Annotated in this window: 22 protein-coding genes and 1 riboswitch; of the genes, 15 read left to right on the top strand and 7 right to left on the bottom strand. The window is 66.8% G+C overall.

From position 1 onward, the window contains the following. Window positions 1–12 precede the first annotated feature (12 nt). The 3 genes from OE647_RS00290 to OE647_RS00280 all read left to right on the top strand — a co-directional run bounded on the left by OE647_RS00290 (window position 13) and on the right by OE647_RS00280 (window position 1793). Entirely contained in the window at window positions 13–654 is a 642-nt protein-coding gene (locus tag OE647_RS00290; protein WP_263719588.1) for a phosphoribosyltransferase, read from the top strand. Window positions 655–766: 112 nt separating this feature from the next. Beyond that, window positions 767–1192 carry a large conductance mechanosensitive channel protein MscL gene (mscL, locus tag OE647_RS00285; protein WP_263719587.1) on the top strand — a complete coding sequence of 142 codons (426 nt, stop codon included), beginning with the start codon at window positions 767–769 and terminating at the stop codon, window positions 1190–1192. Between the two features lie 13 nt (window positions 1193–1205). Next, complete coding sequence (locus tag OE647_RS00280; RefSeq protein ID WP_263719586.1) at window positions 1206–1793, top strand: sulfotransferase family protein; 588 nt, start codon at window positions 1206–1208, stop codon at window positions 1791–1793. A 75-nt stretch (window positions 1794–1868) separates the two neighbouring features. Here OE647_RS00280 and ald read toward each other — a convergent pair whose 3' ends face one another. Further along, window positions 1869–2987 carry an alanine dehydrogenase gene (gene ald, locus OE647_RS00275; protein WP_263719585.1) on the bottom strand — a complete coding sequence of 373 codons (1119 nt, stop codon included), beginning with the start codon at window positions 2985–2987 and terminating at the stop codon, window positions 1869–1871. 136 nt (window positions 2988–3123) lie between these two features. On the opposite strand from ald, the gene OE647_RS00270 reads away from it, so the two are divergent. Further along, the gene (locus OE647_RS00270) at window positions 3124–3582 is read left to right on the top strand and encodes an Lrp/AsnC family transcriptional regulator (protein ID WP_263719584.1); all 459 of its coding nucleotides are present in this window, start codon (window positions 3124–3126) and stop codon (window positions 3580–3582) included. Window positions 3583–3665: 83 nt separating this feature from the next. Here the strand turns inward: OE647_RS00270 and OE647_RS00265 are convergent, their stop codons facing one another. Together OE647_RS00265 and rpsU are read right to left on the bottom strand one after the other, a co-directional pair. Beyond that, on the bottom strand, window positions 3666–4112 hold the full coding sequence (locus OE647_RS00265) for a lytic transglycosylase domain-containing protein (RefSeq protein ID WP_263719583.1): 447 nt from the start codon (window positions 4110–4112) through the stop codon (window positions 3666–3668). Between the two features lie 180 nt (window positions 4113–4292). Then, window positions 4293–4499, bottom strand: coding sequence for a 30S ribosomal protein S21 (gene rpsU / locus OE647_RS00260; protein WP_011748553.1), 207 nt, complete (start codon window positions 4497–4499; stop codon window positions 4293–4295). A gap of 107 nt (window positions 4500–4606) precedes the next feature. Between rpsU and OE647_RS00255 the strand changes: the two genes are divergently transcribed. The 4 genes from OE647_RS00255 to OE647_RS00240 all read left to right on the top strand — a co-directional run bounded on the left by OE647_RS00255 (window position 4607) and on the right by OE647_RS00240 (window position 8363). Continuing rightward, window positions 4607–5293 (top strand): COQ9 family protein, encoded by a 687-nt coding sequence (locus OE647_RS00255; protein ID WP_263719580.1) that lies wholly within the window; start codon window positions 4607–4609, stop codon window positions 5291–5293. An 11-nt stretch (window positions 5294–5304) separates the two neighbouring features. After that, entirely contained in the window at window positions 5305–6294 is a 990-nt protein-coding gene (locus OE647_RS00250) for an NAD(P)H-quinone oxidoreductase (RefSeq protein ID WP_263719579.1), read from the top strand. A gap of 108 nt (window positions 6295–6402) precedes the next feature. Then, window positions 6403–7530, top strand: a complete 1128-nt coding sequence (locus tag OE647_RS00245) for an S-(hydroxymethyl)glutathione dehydrogenase/class III alcohol dehydrogenase (protein WP_263719578.1) — start codon at window positions 6403–6405, stop codon at window positions 7528–7530. A 59-nt stretch (window positions 7531–7589) separates the two neighbouring features. Beyond that, window positions 7590–8363 carry a potassium channel family protein gene (locus OE647_RS00240; protein WP_263719577.1) on the top strand — a complete coding sequence of 258 codons (774 nt, stop codon included), beginning with the start codon at window positions 7590–7592 and terminating at the stop codon, window positions 8361–8363. Window positions 8364–8384: 21 nt separating this feature from the next. Here OE647_RS00240 and OE647_RS00235 read toward each other — a convergent pair whose 3' ends face one another. Further along, on the bottom strand, window positions 8385–8840 hold the full coding sequence (locus OE647_RS00235) for a hypothetical protein (protein ID WP_263719576.1): 456 nt from the start codon (window positions 8838–8840) through the stop codon (window positions 8385–8387). Between the two features lie 153 nt (window positions 8841–8993). Between OE647_RS00235 and OE647_RS00230 the strand changes: the two genes are divergently transcribed. From OE647_RS00230 to OE647_RS00205, 6 genes are all read left to right on the top strand, one after another. Further along, window positions 8994–9608, top strand: a complete 615-nt coding sequence (locus tag OE647_RS00230) for an FMN-binding negative transcriptional regulator (protein WP_263719575.1) — start codon at window positions 8994–8996, stop codon at window positions 9606–9608. Between the two features lie 68 nt (window positions 9609–9676). Beyond that, window positions 9677–10447 (top strand): NYN domain-containing protein, encoded by a 771-nt coding sequence (locus OE647_RS00225; RefSeq protein WP_263719574.1) that lies wholly within the window; start codon window positions 9677–9679, stop codon window positions 10445–10447. A 54-nt stretch (window positions 10448–10501) separates the two neighbouring features. Beyond that, the gene (locus tag OE647_RS00220; RefSeq protein WP_263719573.1) at window positions 10502–11113 is read left to right on the top strand and encodes a glutathione S-transferase; all 612 of its coding nucleotides are present in this window, start codon (window positions 10502–10504) and stop codon (window positions 11111–11113) included. Between the two features lie 297 nt (window positions 11114–11410). Further along, window positions 11411–11974 carry a ubiquinol-cytochrome c reductase iron-sulfur subunit gene (petA, locus tag OE647_RS00215; RefSeq protein ID WP_263719572.1) on the top strand — a complete coding sequence of 188 codons (564 nt, stop codon included), beginning with the start codon at window positions 11411–11413 and terminating at the stop codon, window positions 11972–11974. Window positions 11975–11985: 11 nt separating this feature from the next. Next, window positions 11986–13302 (top strand): cytochrome b, encoded by a 1317-nt coding sequence (gene petB, locus OE647_RS00210; protein ID WP_263719571.1) that lies wholly within the window; start codon window positions 11986–11988, stop codon window positions 13300–13302. 19 nt (window positions 13303–13321) lie between these two features. Further along, on the top strand, window positions 13322–14113 hold the full coding sequence (locus tag OE647_RS00205) for a cytochrome c1 (RefSeq protein ID WP_263719570.1): 792 nt from the start codon (window positions 13322–13324) through the stop codon (window positions 14111–14113). Between the two features lie 92 nt (window positions 14114–14205). Here the strand turns inward: OE647_RS00205 and OE647_RS00200 are convergent, their stop codons facing one another. From OE647_RS00200 to thiB, 3 genes are read right to left on the bottom strand one after another with little or no spacing between them, the layout of a single operon-like run. Further along, the gene (locus OE647_RS00200; RefSeq protein WP_263719569.1) at window positions 14206–14901 is read right to left on the bottom strand and encodes a thiamine ABC transporter ATP-binding protein; all 696 of its coding nucleotides are present in this window, start codon (window positions 14899–14901) and stop codon (window positions 14206–14208) included. After that, window positions 14888–16459 carry an ABC transporter permease family protein gene (locus tag OE647_RS00195; RefSeq protein WP_263719568.1) on the bottom strand — a complete coding sequence of 524 codons (1572 nt, stop codon included), beginning with the start codon at window positions 16457–16459 and terminating at the stop codon, window positions 14888–14890. Before OE647_RS00195 ends, OE647_RS00200 begins: the two co-directional genes overlap by 14 nt. After that, window positions 16435–17415, bottom strand: coding sequence for a thiamine ABC transporter substrate binding subunit (thiB, locus tag OE647_RS00190; RefSeq protein WP_412174914.1), 981 nt, complete (start codon window positions 17413–17415; stop codon window positions 16435–16437). Before thiB ends, OE647_RS00195 begins: the two co-directional genes overlap by 25 nt. Before the next feature lie 51 nt (window positions 17416–17466). Further along, window positions 17467–17569: riboswitch (TPP riboswitch) on the bottom strand. Window positions 17570–17706: 137 nt separating this feature from the next. Between thiB and aroC the strand changes: the two genes are divergently transcribed. After that, the gene (gene aroC / locus OE647_RS00185) at window positions 17707–18816 is read left to right on the top strand and encodes a chorismate synthase (protein WP_263719566.1); all 1110 of its coding nucleotides are present in this window, start codon (window positions 17707–17709) and stop codon (window positions 18814–18816) included. Window positions 18817–18825 lie beyond the last annotated feature (9 nt).

The following is an 18825-nucleotide window of genomic DNA, read 5'->3' as shown; positions in this document are numbered from 1 at the left end:
CGGGAGGGCGACATGTTTGCCGACCGTGCCGAGGCGGGGCGGAAGCTTGCCGACAGATTGACGGATATGGCGATCGCGAAGCCGGTGGTCTTCGCGCTGCCAAGAGGCGGCGTGCCGGTCGCGGCCGAGATCGCGGCGGCGCTGGACGCCCCCCTGGATCTGATCCTTGTGCGCAAGATCGGTGTTCCGGGTCATGAGGAGCTTGCCGCGGGCGCGGTTGCCGAGGGCACGGCGCCCGTCTTCAATGCGGGGGTTCTGGCCGAGATCGCGATGCGGAAAGAGGATTTCGCCGGGCGGGTGGCCGAGTTGCGCCGCGAGATCGCGGGGCGGCGGCGGCGCTACCTCGGCGACCGGCCGGTCGCGGGACTGACCGGCGCCACCGCGATCGTGGTCGATGACGGGATCGCGACCGGCGCGACGCTGAGGGCCGCCCTGGCCGCGCTGCGGGAGCGATCGCCAGCGCGGATCGTGCTGGCGGTGCCGGTGGCACCCCGCGAGGCGCGGGCGGACTTCGAAGGCACGGCGGATGAAATCGTCATTCTTGAAGAGCCCGCCAGTTTTTATGCCGTCGGCGCGCATTACCGCGCCTTCCCGCAGACCTCGGACGAGGAGGTGATCGCGGCGCTGGCCGCCGGGCGCGCGCCGGAGCCGTGATGTTCGGGTGTGGCTGCGGGAAAACGCTCCTCAAACCCGGCGCTTGTGGTACAGTCGACCATCCGCGCCCGGCACCCGTCCGGGCGCGGCGTTATCATCAGTGGGGAAATACATGATCAAGGAATTCAGGGATTTCATCGCGCGCGGCAACGTCATGGACATGGCTGTGGGCATCATCATCGGGGCCGCATTCACGGCGATCGTGACATCGCTCGTGTCCGATCTGATCAACCCGATCATCGGGGTGATCACCGGCGGGATCGACTTTTCAAACCTCTTCGTAAACCTTGGCGAGGGGGAGTATGCCAGCTTGGCCGCAGCCCGTGACGCCGGGGCGGCGGTCTTTGCCTATGGGTCCTTCATCACCGCGATCATCAACTTCCTGATCATCGCCTTCGTCGTTTTCCTGCTGGTCAAGGGGGTGAACAAGATCAAGGACGCCGCCAGCGCCAAGGAAGAGCCCGCGCCCGCGGCCCCTGCGGGTCCGAGCGAGCTTGATGTCCTGAAGGAGATCCGGGACGCCCTGCGCAAGGCATGACCGGACGCGCAGCATGGGCCTGAAGCTTATCGGAACGGGATTTGGCCGCACCGGCACAGAGTCGATGCGGATCGCCCTGAACCGGCTGGGTTTCGGGCCCACCCACCACATGTTCGAGGTCATCGCAAACCCCGAACAGCAGGCGATGTGGCGGGCGCTCTACCGCGGGGCACCCCCCGACTGGGAGCGGCTTTTCGCTGGCTATGGTGCCTGCGTCGACTGGCCATCGGCCTATTGGTGGCGCGAACTAATCGCCTATTACCCTGAGGCGAAGGTCCTTCTGACCCACCGAAGCGCCGAAAGCTGGTGGGAGAGCTTCGAGAAGACCATTCTTCGGGTCTATCGCGACAGCACGGACGCGGAGTCCTTCACCGGCTTTCTGCCGACCGTTCTTGGTGGCGATCCGGCCGACCGGGCGGTGGCGATCGCCGCCTACAGGCGCAACGTGGCTGATGTCCTGGCGACGGTGCCGAAAGAGCGCCTGCTGGTTTATGAACTGGGCAGCGGATGGGCACCGCTTTGCGGCTTCCTTGGGGTCGAGGTTCCGGAGGAGCCTTATCCGGTCAGCAACAATCCCGAAGCGTTCCGCGCGCGCAATTGAGCGGTGGGGCCCGGAGCCAATGGATACGAAAAGGGCCCGCCGGTTGGCGGGCCCTTTGCACGATCGGCGGGTCGATCAGATCTTGAGCGCCTCGGCGGCCGCGATCGAGGGCAGGCCAAGCGCCTCGCCGACGGCGGCGTAGGTCAGTTTGCCGGCATGGACGTTCAGGCCGTTCAGCAGGTGCACGTCATCGGCGCAGGCCTGCTTCCAGCCCTTGTTGGCGAGCGCCAGCATGAAGGGCATGGTCGCGTTGCCAAGCGCCAGGGTCGAAGTGCGCGCAACCGCGCCCGGCATGTTGGCCACGCAGTAGTGCATGATGCCGTCGACCTCGTAGATCGGGTCCTGGTGGGTGGTGGCGCGGCTGGTCTCGAAGCAGCCGCCCTGGTCGATGGCGACATCGACAAGCGCCGCGCCGGGCTTCAGCTCGGACAGCTGCGCCTTTGAGATCAGCTTCGGCGCGGCGGCGCCGGGGATCAGCACGGCGCCGATGATCATGTCGGCCTGGCGGGCAAGCTCGATCGTGTTGCCGGCCGAGGCGAAGCTGTTCTTGAAGGTGCCGCCGAAAACGTCGTCGAGGTAACGCAGCCGAGGGATCGAGCGATCGAGGACGGTGACATCCGCGCCCATGCCGGCCGCGATCTTGGCCGCGTGGGTTCCCACGACGCCACCGCCGATGACCAGGACCTTCGCCGGGCCCACGCCCGGCACGCCGCCCAGAAGGACGCCGCGGCCGCCATTGGCCTTCTGCAGGGTCCAGGCGCCGACCTGCGGGGCAAGACGGCCCGCGACCTCGGACATCGGCGCCAGAAGCGGCAGGCCGCCATTGCGGTCGGTCACGGTCTCATAGGCGATGCAGGTCGCACCCGAGGCGAGCAGGTCGTGCGTCTGCTCCGGGTCCGGCGCCAGGTGGAGGTAGGTGAACAGGATCTGCCCATCGCGCAGCATTTTGCGCTCCACCGCCTGGGGTTCCTTGACCTTGACGATCATGTCGGCGGTATCGAACACCTCTTTCGCGGTGCCAAGGATCTTGGCGCCGGCCGCGGTATAGTCCGCGTCGGTGAAGCCCGCGCCCATGCCGGCGTTGGTCTCGATATAGACGTCATGGCCGCTGCGGACGGCCTCGTTCGCGGCGTTCGGCGTCATGCCGACGCGGAATTCCTGCGGTTTGATTTCCTTTGGGCAGCCGATCTTCATGGGGTCCTCCAAAATGCGTTGGCGCAAGAATGCATGCGATGGTGCGCAATTGCTTTGAATTTACGGCTGGTCCGGGCGAGAGTTTTCGAAGATAATTCGGAGAAAGTCGGAATCTGATCAAGAAAGTTATGCCGCGGTGCAGCTAGACGCAACGGATCGACGAATCTTGGGGATCTTGCAGAAGGAGGGACGGCTGTCGAACGCCGAGCTGTCCGAGCGTGTCAACCTGTCACCCTCGGCCTGCCACCGGCGCGTGGGGCGGCTTGAGGCGGAGGGCTTCATCCAGGGCTACGTCGCCCTTCTTGATGCGCGGCGGTTGGACCGGCCAACGACGGTCTTTGTCGAGATCACGCTGTCGGGGCAGGCCGACGAGGTTCTGGAGGCGTTCGAGCGGGCCGTGAAGCTGGTGCCGGACGTGTTGGAGTGTCACCTGATGGCGGGCTCGGCGGACTATCTGCTGAAGGTCGTGGCGCAGGACACCGACGATTTCGCCCGCATCCACCGGCAGTACCTGGCAAGGCTGCCCGGGGTGGCACAGATGCACTCCTCCTTCGCGCTGAGGACCGTCCGGCAGACGACGGCAATTCCTGTCTGACAGGAAAGGGGGCTTTCCGCCCCCTCTGCCCCGGGCGCGCCCGGGGCATTCACCCCCGAGGGTATTGGGGACAATGAAGAAGATCAGGCGCGCAGCCCGGTTTCCTTGAGCAGGCCCATGCGCTTGGCCTCGTAATAATAGCCGCGGGAATACCACATCACGGCCGCGTCGCGGTCGCCGCGCGCCACAAGCCAGGCGCCGCGCAGATACTTGACGCCGAAGCGCAGGTTCGTGTCCGCGTCGAGCAGGCCCTCGGGCGCGCCGCGGTAGCCCATGGTGGCTGCGGTCTGCGGAAGGATCTGCATCAGACCGTAGTAGGGGCCGTTGCGCGCGGCGGGATTATAGCTGCTTTCGCGGCGAACAACGCGATGCACGAGGTCTTCCGGCACGTCGTAGAAGCGGGCGTAATGGGCGATCAGGCGGTTCACCTCGGCTGGGCCGGTGGGGCCGCGCGCGCGTTCGCGGCGTCCGCAGGCCGCGAGGCCCAGGGCAAGCAGGCCGAGGCCCAGTGTGCTGCGGCGAGTGATCATCTGCGCGTTCCTTTCCTGCCCCCAGAGGCTTCCCTATCACCCGCGCCGGGGGGTGAGAATAGCGTGGGCAAGAGAGAGGGCGGTTTTCCGCGCGGGTCGCGTAGGAAAAGCAAAACCCCCGGGGCCGGGCCGCGGGGGTTCCACTTCGCGGGTTGCCCCGCCAGACGTTCCAGTCGCCTCTTAGAGCGCGCCTTCGCGCTGGGCCTTCTTACGCGCCAGTTTACGGGCGCGGCGGACGGCCTCGGCCTTTTCACGGGCTTTCTTGACGGACGGCTTCTCGAAATGCTGCTTGAGCTTCATTTCACGAAACACACCCTCGCGCTGAAGTTTCTTCTTGAGCGCGCGAAGCGCCTGTTCGACGTTGTTGTCGCGAACGCTGACCTGCATGTGGTTGTCACCACCTTCCTAAGTTAGAGTTGCAAGAGTTTGCAGGAGGCGCTTCTGTAGCAGAGACGGCGGATTTTGTCCACCGTCGCGACGAAGAGGAATTGAGTATGGAAAACAAGGGGCTGGATGCGGAGGCGGTGAGAGAATCGCTTCTCGACGCGGCGCTCTTGCATGTCGTTTTCGACGGGTGGAGCGCTGCGGCCTTTGCCGCCGCCTGCCAGGACGCGGGCGTGGAGCCTGCGGTCGCGCGGGTGATCTGCCCCGGCGGGGCGGCGGCACTTGCGGCCGATTACCACAGGCGCGGCGACCGGCTGATGCTGGCGCGGCTCGCGGCGGAGGATGTATCTGCCCTTCGGTTTCGCGACCGGATCGCCGCGGCGCTGCGCTTCCGGCTGGAGGTGGCGGACCGTGAACTGGTGCGGCGGGGCGCCTCGCTCTTCGCGCTACCGCAGCATGCCGCGGCGGGGGCCGCGCTGATCTGGGGCACGGCGGACGCGATCTGGACCGCGCTTGGCGACACCTCGCGCGACATCAACTGGTATTCGAAGCGCGCCACGCTGTCGGCGGTCTATTCCGCCACGGTTCTCTACTGGCTCGGCGACGAGAGCGAGGGGAACGCGGCGACCTGGGACTTCCTCGACCGTCGGATCGAGGATGTGATGCGGTTCGAGAAGTTCAAGGCGCAGGCGCGGGAAAACCCGGTGCTGAGCAAGGTGCTGGCGGGACCGCTGCGCCTGTTGGAAAGCGTTCGGGCGCCCCAGGCGCGGACGGACCTGCCGGGAAAACACGGCTGAGAGGAGAGACAATGACCCTGCCAAAGACGATGCGCGCGGTGGAGATCACGAAGCCGGGCGGGCCGGAGGTTCTGGCGCTGTCGGACCAGCCGGTGCCGGTTCCGGGCGCCGGCCAGATCCTGATCGAGGTTGCCTATGCCGGCGTCAACCGGCCCGATGCACTGCAACGCGCAGGCGCCTATGCCCCGCCGCCCTCGGCCTCGCCGCTTCCGGGCCTGGAGGCATCGGGCCGCGTCGCCGCCCTGGGGCCGGGTGTCACGGATTGGGCTGTGGGCGACGAGGTCTGCGCCCTGCTTCCCGGCGGGGGCTATGCGGAATATGTGGTGACGCCTGCCGCCCATGCGCTTCCCGTGCCGAAGGGGCTGGGCTTGAAGGAAGCGGCCTGTCTGCCGGAGACCTTCTTCACCGTCTGGACCAATGTCTTCGAACGCGGCGGCCTGAAGGCGGGGGAACGGTTCCTGGTCCATGGCGGGTCCTCCGGCATCGGGACGACCGCGATCCAACTCGCCAGCGCCTTTGGCGCGCGTGTCTTTACGACCGCCGGATCGGAGGAGAAATGCGAGGTCTGCCGGACCCTTGGGGCCGAGCGGGCGATCAACTACCGCGAGGAGGACTTCGTCGAGGTGCTGAAGACGGAGGGCGGGGCGGACCTGATCCTCGACATGGTGGGCGGCGACTACCTGCCCCGGAACGTCCGGGCGCTGGCCGATGACGGGCGGCTGGTGCAGATCGCCTTCCTTTCCGGCCCAAAGGTGGAGTTGAACTTTGCCCAGGTCATGACGCGGCGGCTGACGATCACCGGATCGACGCTGCGCCCGCAGTCCGACCTGGCCAAGGCGCGCATCGCCAGCGCCCTGCGCGCGCAGGTCTGGCCCTTGATCGAGGCAGGGCGCGTGGTGCCCGTCATGGATTCGGAATTCGCGCTGGCGGACGCCGCTGCCGCGCATGCGCGGATCGAAAGTTCCGGCCATGTCGGCAAGATCGTGTTGAAGGTGCGCTAGATTAAGGAGTCCGAAGCAGCCGCGTTCATGTCGTTTCCCGAATTGCATTTGCGCCGCTCATGGCTCAGGGTCGCCACGTAACATTTGAAGGAAAACGGGAGGATCCTCATGCGTACCCGCGCAGCGGTGGCCGTTCAGGCCGGCAAACCGCTTGAAATCATGGAAGTCAACCTGGCCGGTCCGAAGGCGGGCGAGGTCCTGGTCGAGATCAAGGCCACGGGCATCTGCCACACCGACGAATTCACGCTGTCGGGCGCGGACCCGGAGGGGCTTTTCCCCGCAATCCTCGGCCACGAGGGCGCGGGCGTGGTGGTCGAGGTCGGCCCCGGCGTCACCTCGGTCAAGCCAGGCGATCACGTCATCCCGCTTTACACGCCGGAATGCCGGGCCTGCCCGTCCTGCCTGAGCCAGAAGACCAACCTGTGCACCTCGATCCGGGCGACGCAGGGCCAGGGGCTGATGCCGGACGGAACCTCGCGTTTTTCCACGCTCGATGGCGATCCGATCCTGCACTACATGGGCTGCTCGACCTTCTCGAACTACACCGTCCTGCCGGAGATCGCGGTCGCCAAGGTGCGTGAGGACGCCCCCTTCGAAAAGATCTGCTACATCGGTTGTGGCGTGACCACCGGCATCGGCGCGGTGATCAACACCGCCAAGGTGGAGATCGGCGCCAAGGCCGTCGTCTTCGGTCTGGGCGGGATCGGTCTGAACGTGATCCAGGGCCTGCGTCTTGCCGGTGCGGACATGATAATCGGCGTGGACCTGAACCCGGCCAAGAAACCGATGGCCGAACGCTTCGGGATGACCCATTTCGTCAATCCCAAGGATTGCGAGAACGTCGTCCAGGAAATCGTCAACCTGACCAAGACGCCTTTCGACAAGATCGGGGGGGCCGACTACTCCTTCGACTGCACCGGCAACGTCAAAGTCATGCGCGACGCGCTGGAATGCACCCACCGCGGCTGGGGCCAGTCGATCATCATCGGCGTGGCACCGGCGGGGGCGGAGATCTCCACCCGGCCGTTCCAGCTTGTCACCGGCCGCGTCTGGAAGGGCACGGCCTTCGGCGGCGCCCGCGGCCGGACCGACGTTCCGAAGATCGTCGACTGGTACATGGACGGCAAGATCGAGATCGACCCGATGATCACCCATACGCTGAAGCTGGATGAGATCAACAAGGGCTTCGACCTGATGCACTCGGGCGAATCGATCCGCTCGGTCGTCGTCTATTGACGCATCGGCCCGCGTCCCGGCACAAATGACCGGGGCGCGGGCAATACGAAGGACGGCCGATGCCGGAAAAGCGGTTCGAGCGGTTGCGGGAGCTTTACGAGGGCGATAGCCCGCGGGCACACCGGTTCCGTTACTGGCTTCTGGCGTTCGACCTCGTCACCATCCTCTTCGTCATCGCGACATCGTTCACCCGCCATGGTCCCTGGATCGAGGCGGTGGATGTCCTGTTTGGTGTCGTTATCCTGACCGATTTCGCGGCGCGCATCGTGCTGGCGGAGCGGCGGCTCAGGTTCCTGATCCTGCCGGTGACGCTGGCCGACATCGTCTCGATCATCTCGTTCCTGGCGCCCCTGGCGGGCGAGGGGCTTGGTTTCCTGCGGGTGGTGCGCACGCTCCGGCTTCTGCACACCTACCAGTTGCTGGATCGTCTGCGGGCTGACTTCCCGTTCTTTCGCCGCAATGAGGACGTGATTCTCGCCACGATCAACCTGATCGTCTTCATGTTCGTGATGACGGGCCTCGTCTATGCCACCCAGTACCGGACCAATGCGCAGATCGCGAACTATGCCGATGCGCTTTATTTCACCGTGACGGCGCTGACCACGACCGGGTTTGGCGACATCACGCTGACCGGCACCACGGGCCGGATGATCTCGGTCATGGTGATGATCTTCGGGGTCACGCTTTTCCTGCGGCTCGCGCAGGTGATGTTCCGACCGCCGAAGGTGCGCCAGACCTGCGAACACTGCGGGCTGCGCCTGCACGACCCCGACGCCATCCACTGCAAGCACTGCGGCGCCGTGATCCGGATCGAGACGGAAGGGTTGAGCTGAGTTTCGCGACCAGCGACGCGCTCATCCGGCCTCGGGGAACCTGCGCCCGATGGCCGCGCGGAAGGACCGGGGATAGGCGGGCTTGAGTACCCCCCAGCTTTCGGCGAAACCCGGAAAGACCATGTAGCGTCCGACGGCGTTCAGATAGGCCTCCCAGATCTCATCGTCCATCAGCCCCTCGCCGTGTTGAACGAAGGCGCTGTAGATCAGCGACATCTGCGCGCCGACGACCCGGTCGAAGCGGAACCGTTCTTCGCGCGTCAGGTCCTCGATGGTTTCGCAGCCCCTGAGAAAGAGTTCCGCGTTATCGGCGAGGAGCGCGAAGACATCGCGTTCGAGGCTCATCAGCGATTGGACCGTGGCCCCTTCGATGGCATGGGTGTTGTGGCGGACCTCGAAGACCAGAAAGCCGACCGACACGATGCCGCCGACGACACCGATGACGGTCGCGATCGCGGTGATCAGGTTCCAGTCCATGAGGAGACCCGCCCTTAGACGTGGCTGGATTCATAATCGCGCGACTCCGACCTCGGGCAAAACGGAATCTGGGGGTCCCCGCGATTGTCCGGGTTACATTTCATCGCGTGTCAGCCGTTCCCCATCCGGGTAGGAAGGCAAAAGAGGTGGCCCATGCATCCCAATCCCGTCTATCGCCAGGAAACAGCCGAGCGGAACCTTGCCTTCGCGAGGGATCGCGGCTTCGGGGCGCTCGCCGTCAACGGCCCCGACGGGCCGCTGCTGTCGCATGTGCCTTTCGTGCTGGGCGACGGGTTCGCCGAAATGCATCTCGTGCGTTCCAACCCGATCGCGCGGGCGCTGGGCGCGCCGGTGCCCGCGCTTCTCGCGGTGTCGGGGCCGGATGGCTATGTCTCTCCGGACTGGTACGGGCTGGCGGATCAGGTGCCGACCTGGAACTATGTCGCGGTGCACCTGAGAGGGACGCTTCACCTTCTGACGGGGGACGCGTTGCGCGGCCATCTCGACAGGCTGTCGGCCACGTTCGAAAACCGGATCGCCGGCAAGGCGCCCTGGCTGGTGGACAAGGTGGACGGCGAAGCCCTTGACCGGCTGATGCGCATGATCGTGCCCTGTCGGTTCGACATCGCCTCGATCGAAGGCACCTGGAAGCTTGGGCAGAACAAGCCCGGCTCCGCGCGGACTGGCGCCGCGGAAGGAATGGAGGCCGCAGGCATCGGGGCGGAGGTTTCGGTGCTGGCAAGGCTGATGCGCGAAAGCCTGGCCTGACGGGTTCGCGTTGCCCATCGGGTCCGACCCGCGCATAGTCCGGAGCAAAGACATAGGAGAATGACCACATGGCTGCGGGACATCCGCCCCATCTTGCCGTCCTGATCGACGCCGACAACGTCCCGGCCCAGTTCGCCACGGACATCCTCAAGGAGATCGCGACGCTGGGCGAGCCTTCCGTGCGCCGCGTCTATGGCGACTGGTCCAACCCGGCGCTCGGTTCCTGGAAGAAGCAGGCGCAGGAGCTTGGGCTGGTGATGCACCAGCAGTCGGCCAATACGCGGGGCAAGAACGCCTCCGACATCGGGCTGGTGATCGACGCGATGGACATCCTGCACCGGGGCAAGGTCGGGGGCTTCGTCCTCGTGTCCTCGGACAGCGACTTCACCCGCCTGGCAAGCCGCATCCGCGAGGATGGGGTGCTTGTCTACGGGATCGGAGAGCAGAAAACGCCGCTGGCGCTGCGCCAGGCCTGCAACCGTTTCCTGTTCATCGAGAATATCGTCGCGACCGAAGGAGAGGGCCGGGAGGCCTCTGCCCGGCCGAAGGATGGCCAGCCCGCGACGCCCAAGCAGTCGCCGTCCGGAGCCGTCCCGCTCGTGCGCCGGGCCATGAAGCAGATCAACCCGGAAGAGACCGAATATTCGCTGGGCCTGCTCGGCCAGGTCATCAACCAGCTCCAGACCGATTTCGACACCCGCAGCTACGGCAGCCAGAAGCTTTCGGACCTCTTGACGAAAACCGGGGTCTTCGAAGTCTTCGTGGACGCAAGCAACCACTGGAAGGTGCGCGAACGCAAGGCCCCGAAGCCCCGGAAGGGCGCCGATCCCGCCGCTTGACAGGGCCTTTCGCCTCACGTCACCTGTCGCCGGAACCCAGTGAGGGAGAGCACGATGCGCCTTTATCATTCGCCCACCACGCCCTTTGGCCGCAAGGTCATGGTGCTCTTGCTGGAAACCGGCCAGGCGGGCGATGTGGAGGTCGTGCAGGCCGGGGGCACGCCGCTTGATCCCGGCAACCTGCCGCTAGGGGACAACCCGCTGGGCAAGATCCCGGCGCTGATCCCGGACGACGGCCCCGCGATCTACGACAGCCCCGTGATCTGCCGCTACCTGGATGCCCGCGCGGGCGCCAGCCTTTACCCCGAAGCGCCGCGCCTCTGGCGGACCCTTACGCTTGAGGCGACGGCGGACGGCATCCTGGATGCCGCCCTCCTCATGGTCTACGAGGCGCGGCTGAGGCCGGAGGACAAGCGCTTCCCCGGCTGGGTCGAGGGCCAGTGGGGCAAGATCGCCCGCGCGCTCGATGCGCTTGAGGCGCGCTGGATGGACCATCTGGGCGGGCCCCTGGACATGGGGCAGATCGCGCTGGCCTGCGCGCTCGGCTATCTCGACTTCCGGCACGGTGCGCGGAACTGGCGCGCGGGCCATCCCGGCCTTGCCGACTGGTACGCGGGCTTTGCCGCGCGCGACAGCATGCGGGCGACGGAACCGCCTGCCGCGTGATCGCATGGTGCTTTCGCCGTTGGCGCCTCGGGGGAATCGCCGCGCGGCACCGTTCTTCGTGTGAGGATTCGCTTGGCGCCGGGGCCGATTCCCCGCGCTGCGGGGTTTTAGGGCGCGTGCTTCCCGCCCCGCGCCGCGAAACCGCCCTGCAACGCCTGAAAAAGAACGGCCGCTGCGCTCGATTGTCCGCTGGACGGGCTTGAAATTGGCCGCTAATAACCGCCCGGGAAGGTCGCGGGAAACCGCTGCCCTATCGTCGCATGGCCGGTCCGCTGGCCGAGGAAGGGAGAATAACTCGTGTCTCACGCAGAAGAACACGCAGGCACCCGGAGGGATTTCCTCTACTATGCCACCGCCGGAGCCGGCGCGGTCGCGGGCGGCGCCGCCGTCTGGACGCTGGTCGATCAAATGAACCCCTCGGCTGACGTCAAGGCGCTGTCGTCGATCTTCGTCGATGTGAGCGGCGTCGAGGTCGGCACCCAGTTGACCGTCAAATGGCGCGGCAAGCCGGTGTTCATCCGCCGCCGCACGGCGGATGAGATCGCCGCGGCGCGCGACGTCACGATGTCCGACTTGATCGACGCCAAGGCCGAAAACGCCAACATCGCCCCGGAAGCCGATGCCTCCGACGAAAACCGCGCGCTCGATGAAGCGGGTGAGTGGCTGGTGATGATGGGCGTGTGCACCCACCTCGGCTGCGTGCCGCTCGGCAACGCCTCGGGCGATTTCGGCGGCTGGTTCTGCCCCTGCCACGGTTCGCACTACGACACGTCCGGCCGCATCCGCAAAGGCCCCGCGCCGCGCAACCTCGACGTGCCGGTCGCGGCCTTCGTCGACGCCACCACCATCAAACTCGGCTGAGGGGGACGACCATGGCTGGTATTCCGCACGACCATTACGAACCCAAGTCGGGCTTTGAGCAGTGGCTGCACCGGCGTCTGCCGGTCGTCGGCCTGATGTACGACACGCTGATGATCCCGACGCCGAAGAACCTTAACTGGTGGTGGATCTGGGGCATCGTCCTGGCCTTCTGCCTCGCGCTTCAGATCGCGACCGGCATCGTCTTGGCGATGCACTACACGCCGCATGTCGACTATGCCTTCGCCAGTGTCGAGCACATCATGCGCGACGTGAACGGCGGCCACATGCTGCGCTACCTGCACGCCAACGGCGCGTCGCTGTTCTTCTTCGCCGTCTACATCCACATCTTCCGCGGCCTGTTCTACGGCAGCTACAAGGCGCCCCGCGAGGTGACCTGGATCGTTGGCATGATCATCTACCTCTTGATGATGGGCACCGCCTTCATGGGCTACGTGCTTCCCTGGGGGCAGATGTCCTTCTGGGGCGCGACCGTGATCACCGGCCTCTTCGGCGCGATCCCGGGCATCGGCGAACCGATCCAGACCTGGCTTCTGGGCGGACCGGCGGTGGACAACCCGACGCTGAACCGCTTCTTCTCGCTCCACTACCTGCTGCCCTTCGTGATCGCGGCGCTGGTCGCGGTGCATATCTGGGCCTTCCACACCACGGGCAACAACAACCCCGCCGGTGTCGAGGTGCGTCGCGGCTCCAAGGCCGAGGCGGAAAAGGACACCCTGCCCTTCTGGCCCTATTTCGTGATCAAGGACCTCTTCGCGCTGGCGCTGGTGCTGATGGTGTTCTTCGCCATCGTCGGCTTCATGCCGAACTACCTTGGCCACCCGGACAACTACATCGAGGCGAACGCGCTCGCGACCCCCGCGCATATCGTTCCCGAATGGTACTTCCTGCCGTTCTACGCGATCCTGCGCGCCTTCACCTCGGACGTCTGGATCGTGATGGCCGCGAACTGGCTCACCTTCGGCATCGTCGACGCCAAGTTCTTCGGCGTCCTGGCGATGTTCGGCGCGATCGCGGTCATGGCGCTCGCGCCCTGGCTCGACACCTCGACGGTGCGCTCGGGCAAGTACCGCCCGATGTTCCGCTGGTGGTTCTACCTCCTGGTCATCGACTTCGTCGTGCTGATGTGGTGCGGCGCGATGCCGGCCGAGCCCCCGTATTCGATCATCTCGCTGATCGGCGCGGCCTACTGGTTCGCCTACTTCCTGGTGATCCTGCCGCTGCTCGGCATCATCGAGAAGCCGCTGCCACAGCCGGCGACGATCGAGGAAGACTTCAAGGCGCACTACGGCGCGCATCCGGCCGAGTGATCGGAAAGGAAAGATTGAGATGCTGAAGAAAATCGCAATCACGGCCGCTTCCGTTCTGGCCCTGTCGACCGGCGCGGCGCTTGCCGCGGGAAGCGAAGCGCACATCGAGGACTTCGCCTTCTCGTTCGAGGGGCCGTTCGGCACCTATGACGAGCACCAGCTGCAGCGTGGGCTTCAGGTCTTCACCGAGGTCTGCTCTGCCTGCCACGGCATGAAGCAGGTGCGCATCGGCGAATTGTCGGAAGAGGGCGGGCCGAGCCTGCCCGAAGACCAGGTCCGCGCCTATGCCGCGAACCTGAGCGTCATCGACAAGGAAACCGGCGAGGAACGCCCAGCCACCCCGGCGGACAAGTTCCCCGCCAACACCGCCGCCGGCGCCCCGGACCTGAGCGTGATCGCCAAGGCGCGGGCTGCGTTCCATGGTCCCTACGGGCTGGGGATCAACCAGTTCTTCCAGGGCATCGGCGGACCGGAGTACATCCACGCGCTCCTGACCGGTTACAGCGGCGAGGAGAAGGAGGAGGCCGGAACGACCTTCTACGAGAACCACGCCTTCTCCACCGGCTGGATCGCGATGCCGTCGCCGCTGTCGGACGACCTGGTGACCTACCAGGACGGCACGCCCGCGACGGTCGAGCAGATGTCCGAGGACGTGGCCGCCTTCCTGATGTGGGCGGCGGAGCCGAAGATGATGGCGCGCAAGCAGGCGGGCTTCCTGGGCGTTCTGTTCCTGGGCCTGCTGACGGTCCTTCTGTACCTGACCAACAAGCGCCTCTGGGCCGGGGTCAAGGGCAAGAAGTCCGCAGCCTGAGCCTTCTGGGCGAGGCCGGGGGCGCTGCCCCCGGACCCCCGGGGTATTTTTGGCAATGAAGAAACCAGGCGCGTCCCTTCGGGGGCGCGTTTTCAGTTTCCGAGATAGGCCGCCAGCGCCGCGGGCGGGGCGTTGAAAAGCGCCGCCGTGTCGGCGGGCGGGAATGCCTGCCCGTCGGCCACAAGGATGGTGCGGGGGGCGAAGCGGCGGGCGTCCTCCGGATCGTGGCTGACCATCAGCACGGTCGTCCCGTTCTGCGCGGCGATCGTGCCGACCAGATCGAGCATTTCGGCCTTGAGCGCGGGGCCAAGGGCTGCGAAGGGCTCGTCGAGGAGGAGGATTGGGCGGTCGCGCAGCAGGGCCCGGGCCAGTGCGACCCGGCTTTGCTGGCCGCCAGAAAGCGCGCCCGGCCGTCGCGCCCCGAAACCGCCGAGGCCCGTGCGTTCAAGCGCGGCCTCGACGCGGGAGCGATCGCTGGCGGTCAGGCGCAGATCGGGGCGCAGCCCGAGGCCCACGTTTTCCGACGCCGTCAGATGCGGGAACAGGTTCTGGTCCTGGAACAAGATCGAAACGGGGCGCGCCCCAGGGTGAAGCCCGGAGATGTTCTGGCCCTGCCAGAGGATCCGGCCGCCCGAAAGGCTCACGAAGCCCGCGATGGCGGCAAGCAGGGTGGATTTACCGGCCCCGGAGGGTCCAATGATGGCGACCCGCTCGCCTGCCGCGACGCTGAGGTCTGCGCGCAGGTGGAAATCGGTTTGCGAAATGGTGGCGCCCTCAAGAACCAGCATTCGGGTGGCCTCCCCTGTCGATGATCCAGAAAAGCGCGAAGGAAAGCCCCAGCAGCAGCACCGCGGCCCCGGCAGCATCGGCCATCCGGTAGGCCGCCATCAGCCGGTAAAGCTGGAGCGGGAGCGTTGCCGTCTCCGGGTCCGCGAAAAGGGCGATGACGCCGAGATCGCCCATCGACAGCGCCGCCGCCAGCCCGCCCGCGAAGCGAAGCGGCCGTGTCAGGCGCGGTAGCGTCAGCAGCCGAAGCCGGGCAAGCCCCCGCAGGTCGAGACTGTCGGCGAGGCGGCCGAAGTCGGCCTCGCAGGTGCGGGCGGCGGGCAGCAGGATCCGCAGTGCGAAAGGGAGCGCGAGCGTGGCGTTGGCCGCCGCCGTGACCGGCAGCGCAAGTGTCGCGGGATCGGCGTAGGGCCGCAGCAGCAAAAAAAGCCCGGTGCCAAGGACGAGGGGCGAGGTCGCGAGCGGCAGCATCGCAAGCGCCTCAAGCGTGCGGGCCGGGGCCGGGCGGGCGCGCGCGATGGCCAGCGCCATGGGCAGCGCCAGCAGCAGTGTCAACGTCGCCGATGCCAGGGCGACCAGGAGCGAGCGTAGCGACGCGGCCCAGACCGGCCCGGGCAGACCCGGCAGCGCCGGAAGCCCCCTGAGCGTGATCATCGCGAGCGGCAGCAACAGAAAACCCGCCGTCAGCAGCAGGATCGTCGCGTCCTGCGCCTTCAACCAGCGGCTCGACGCGTCCCAGCGAGCGACCCGCCGGTCGAGACCGGCCCCAAAGGCCGACGGCGCTGCGACGCCGATTGCTACAACCGAGGCCGCAAGGCAGAGCGCCACCTGGAGCAGGCCCAGCATCGCAGCGCGGCCAAGGTCGAAGTCGAAGCGGAACGCCTGGTAGATCGCAAGTTCGACGGTGGTCGCCCGCGGCCCCCCGCCGAGCGTCAGCGCGACCGCGAAGCTGGTCAGGCAGATCAGGAAGATCGCGAGGAAGATGCCGGGCAGGGCCGAGCGCAGCATTGGCCGTTCCAGAAAACGCGCGACCTCGGACGGCCCCATCCCGAGCGATGCGGCGAGCCGGAAGCGCTCGGCCGGGATGTCGAGCCAGGCTTGCACCAGGAGTCGGGTGGCCAGCGGCAGATTGAAGAAGACATGCGCCAGAACGACGCCCTGAAGCCCGTAGATCGACACGGCGGGAAGCCCCAGCGCGCCAAGGCCCGCGTTCAACACGCCCGCCCGCCCGAAGACCGCCAGAAGGCCCATCACCGCGACGATTACGGGAAGAATGAAGGGCGCGCCGAGCAGCGCGATCAGCAGACCCCGGCCGGGAAAGCTGCGCCGGGCAAGGGCGCGGGCCACGGGAACGGCCAGAAGGGTGGAGAGTGACGCCGACAACAGGGCCTGCCAGAGCGTGAAGCGGACCGCCGCCCAGTCGGCGGGACCGAGGCTGCCCATCGCTCGCGCGCGCAGGAAGACCGCGCCCAGCGTCCCGAGCGTCAGCAGCAGGAGGAGCGCGGCGGGCGCTCCTCCGACCGCGAGGGTGCGGCTTACTGGCTGAGCGCGGCCTGCCATTCGGCAAGCGCCTCGTCGCGGATGGCACGCGCGTCCTCGGCGTCGTAGATCAGCGCCTTGGACGGTGTGACGAGCGTGCCGAAACCCTCCGGCAGGCCGGCTTCGGGGGTCTTGGCCGGGTACATCCAGTTGGTTTCCGGGATCACGGACTGGAAGGCGTCGGTGGTCATGAACGCGAGGAACCGGTCGGCAAGCTCCGGCTGGTCGCTGCCGGCAAGCTTGCCCGCGACCTCGACCTGCAGGTAATGGCCTTCGCTGAAGTCCATCGCGGCCTTGCTGTCATCGCTTTCGGCGATCAGGTGATAGGCGGGCGAGGTCGTGTAAGACAGGACCGCGTCGGCCTCGCCGCTCAGGAACAGGCCATAGGCCTCGGACCAGCCGGGGGTGACGGTCACGATATTATCGGCCAGCGCCGACCAGACCTCTGCGGCCCGCTCGCCGTAAGCCTGCTTGACCCAGAGCAGCAGGCCAAGCCCCGGCGTCGAGGACCGCGGATCTTCGATCACGATCTTGAGGTCGGAAGCGGCAAGCGCCTCGAAGTCCGCCGGAACGGTGGCGGTCTTGGTCTTGTCGTAGACGAAGGCGAAATAGCCCCAGTCATAGGGCAGGAACAGCGGATCGGACCAGGCCACGGGCAGGTCCAGCGCCAGAGCCTGCGCATGCGGGGCGAAAAGACCGCTGGCTGCCGCTTCCGCCGTCAGGTTGGTGTCGATGCCCAGCACGATGTCGGCCGGGCTGTCCTTGCCCTCGATCAGGAGCCGCGCCAGGAGTGCGGCGCCATCACCCGAACCCACGAACTGCACGTCGCAGCCGCAGTCGGCCTCGAACGCCGCCTCGACCGCGGGGCCGGGGCCCCATTCCGAGACAAAGCTGTCGTAGGTATAGATTGTCAGGACGGGCTTATCCTGCGCCACTGCCGAAAACGGCGCCGCGACTGACAGGAGACCCGCGATCATCAGGGATTTTCTCATCTCTCATCCTCCAATGGTCAGGCGGGCGGAGATGGGGGGTGCTTGTGCGACCTTCCCTCCGCCGGTTCTAACCGGTTCAGGTTCAACGGGTTCGCTTTCGCATCTCAGCCCTGAGAACAGGGCACCCCGAGGTGGGCGCGAACCTAGCCCTGCGTTTGAGGAAACTCAAGAGCGCACGAGACGCGGGGCGCACGCATTTCCTTCCGATTGCGGGCCAAGGCGCTTGAGCGCGGCCGCGCGCTTCGCTATGCCCCCTGCAAGAGCAGGAGCGAGCCCATGAGCCTCAACACCTTCGGACATCTTTTCCGGGTCACCACCTGGGGCGAGAGCCACGGGCCCGCCCTGGGCGCGACGGTCGACGGCTGCCCGCCGGGGGTGGAGATCGACGAGGCGACGCTTCAGCACTGGCTGGACCGCCGCAAGCCGGGTCAGAACAAATACACCACGCAACGGCGCGAACCCGACGCGGTGCGCATCCTTTCAGGCGTGTTCGAGGGGCGCACGACCGGCACCCCGGTGCAGCTGATGATCGAGAACACCGACCAGCGCTCGAAGGACTACGGCGAGATCGCCGAACGCTTCCGCCCCGGTCATGCCGACATCACCTACTGGCAGAAATACGGGATCCGCGACTATCGCGGCGGCGGCCGGTCCTCGGCCCGCGAAACCGCGGCACGGGTGGCGGCGGGCGGCCTGGCGCGGGCTGCGCTGGCGGCGCTTGCACCGGAAGTGAAGATCACCGGCTACATGGTCCAGATGGGCCGCCTGAAGGCCGACCGCGACCGCTTCGACCTGGCGGAGGTGGCGCAGAACCCGTTCTGGTGCCCCGACGCCGCGGCCGCGGCGATCTGGGCGGAGCATCTGGACGAGCTGCGCAAATCCGGAAACTCCGTCGGCGCTGTGGTCGAGGTCGTGGCCTCGGGCGTGCCGGCGGGTCTGGGCGCGCCGATCTACGGCAAGCTCGACACCGACCTGGCGGCGGCGATGATGTCGATCAACGCGGTCAAGGGCGTGGAGATCGGCGAAGGAATGGCGGCGGCTGAGCTGACGGGCCTGGAGAACGCCGACGAGATCTTCATGGGCAATGACGGAAAACCGCTGTTCTCCTCGAACCACGCGGGCGGGATTCTGGGGGGCATTTCGACCGGGCAGGATGTCGTCGTCCGCTTCGCGGTGAAGCCCACCTCCTCGATCCTGTCGCCGCGCCGGACGATCGGCGTTTCCGGCGTGGAAAGCGAGATCGTGACCAAGGGCCGCCATGACCCCTGTGTCGGCATCCGCGCGGTGCCGGTGGGCGAAGCGATGATGGCTTGCGTGATCCTCGATCACCTGCTTCTGGATCGCGGCCAGACAGGCGGCCTGCGCGGCCCGATCGGCGGGACCTGACCGGCGCCG

Source organism: Albidovulum sediminicola (genome assembly GCF_025751575.1).
Taxonomy (GTDB): Bacteria; Pseudomonadota; Alphaproteobacteria; order Rhodobacterales; family Rhodobacteraceae; genus Albidovulum; species Albidovulum sediminicola.
The sequence above is the reverse complement of the archived record's forward strand: the minus strand, read 5'-3'. Positions and strand labels throughout refer to the sequence as shown.

Bases quoted from the DNA above. Each gene is read 5' to 3' on its own strand.
- OE647_RS00290 (WP_263719588.1), top strand. From the start codon at position 13: ATGTTTGCCGACCGTGCCGAGGCGGGGCGGAAGCTTGCCGACAGATTG.
- mscL (WP_263719587.1), top strand. From the start codon at position 767: ATGATCAAGGAATTCAGGGATTTCATCGCGCGCGGCAACGTCATGGAC.
- OE647_RS00280 (WP_263719586.1), top strand. From the start codon at position 1,206: ATGGGCCTGAAGCTTATCGGAACGGGATTTGGCCGCACCGGCACAGAG.
- ald (WP_263719585.1), bottom strand. From the start codon at position 2,987: ATGAAGATCGGCTGCCCAAAGGAAATCAAACCGCAGGAATTCCGCGTC.
- OE647_RS00265 (WP_263719583.1), bottom strand. From the start codon at position 4,112: ATGATCACTCGCCGCAGCACACTGGGCCTCGGCCTGCTTGCCCTGGGC.
- rpsU (WP_011748553.1), bottom strand. From the start codon at position 4,499: ATGCAGGTCAGCGTTCGCGACAACAACGTCGAACAGGCGCTTCGCGCG.
- OE647_RS00255 (WP_263719580.1), top strand. From the start codon at position 4,607: ATGGAAAACAAGGGGCTGGATGCGGAGGCGGTGAGAGAATCGCTTCTC.
- OE647_RS00250 (WP_263719579.1), top strand. From the start codon at position 5,305: ATGACCCTGCCAAAGACGATGCGCGCGGTGGAGATCACGAAGCCGGGC.
- OE647_RS00245 (WP_263719578.1), top strand. From the start codon at position 6,403: ATGCGTACCCGCGCAGCGGTGGCCGTTCAGGCCGGCAAACCGCTTGAA.
- OE647_RS00240 (WP_263719577.1), top strand. From the start codon at position 7,590: ATGCCGGAAAAGCGGTTCGAGCGGTTGCGGGAGCTTTACGAGGGCGAT.
- OE647_RS00235 (WP_263719576.1), bottom strand. From the start codon at position 8,840: ATGGACTGGAACCTGATCACCGCGATCGCGACCGTCATCGGTGTCGTC.
- OE647_RS00230 (WP_263719575.1), top strand. From the start codon at position 8,994: ATGCATCCCAATCCCGTCTATCGCCAGGAAACAGCCGAGCGGAACCTT.
- OE647_RS00225 (WP_263719574.1), top strand. From the start codon at position 9,677: ATGGCTGCGGGACATCCGCCCCATCTTGCCGTCCTGATCGACGCCGAC.
- OE647_RS00220 (WP_263719573.1), top strand. From the start codon at position 10,502: ATGCGCCTTTATCATTCGCCCACCACGCCCTTTGGCCGCAAGGTCATG.
- petB (WP_263719571.1), top strand. From the start codon at position 11,986: ATGGCTGGTATTCCGCACGACCATTACGAACCCAAGTCGGGCTTTGAG.
- OE647_RS00205 (WP_263719570.1), top strand. From the start codon at position 13,322: ATGCTGAAGAAAATCGCAATCACGGCCGCTTCCGTTCTGGCCCTGTCG.
- OE647_RS00200 (WP_263719569.1), bottom strand. From the start codon at position 14,901: ATGCTGGTTCTTGAGGGCGCCACCATTTCGCAAACCGATTTCCACCTG.
- OE647_RS00195 (WP_263719568.1), bottom strand. From the start codon at position 16,459: ATGGCAGGCCGCGCTCAGCCAGTAAGCCGCACCCTCGCGGTCGGAGGA.
- thiB (WP_412174914.1), bottom strand. From the start codon at position 17,415: ATGATCGCGGGTCTCCTGTCAGTCGCGGCGCCGTTTTCGGCAGTGGCG.
- aroC (WP_263719566.1), top strand. From the start codon at position 17,707: ATGAGCCTCAACACCTTCGGACATCTTTTCCGGGTCACCACCTGGGGC.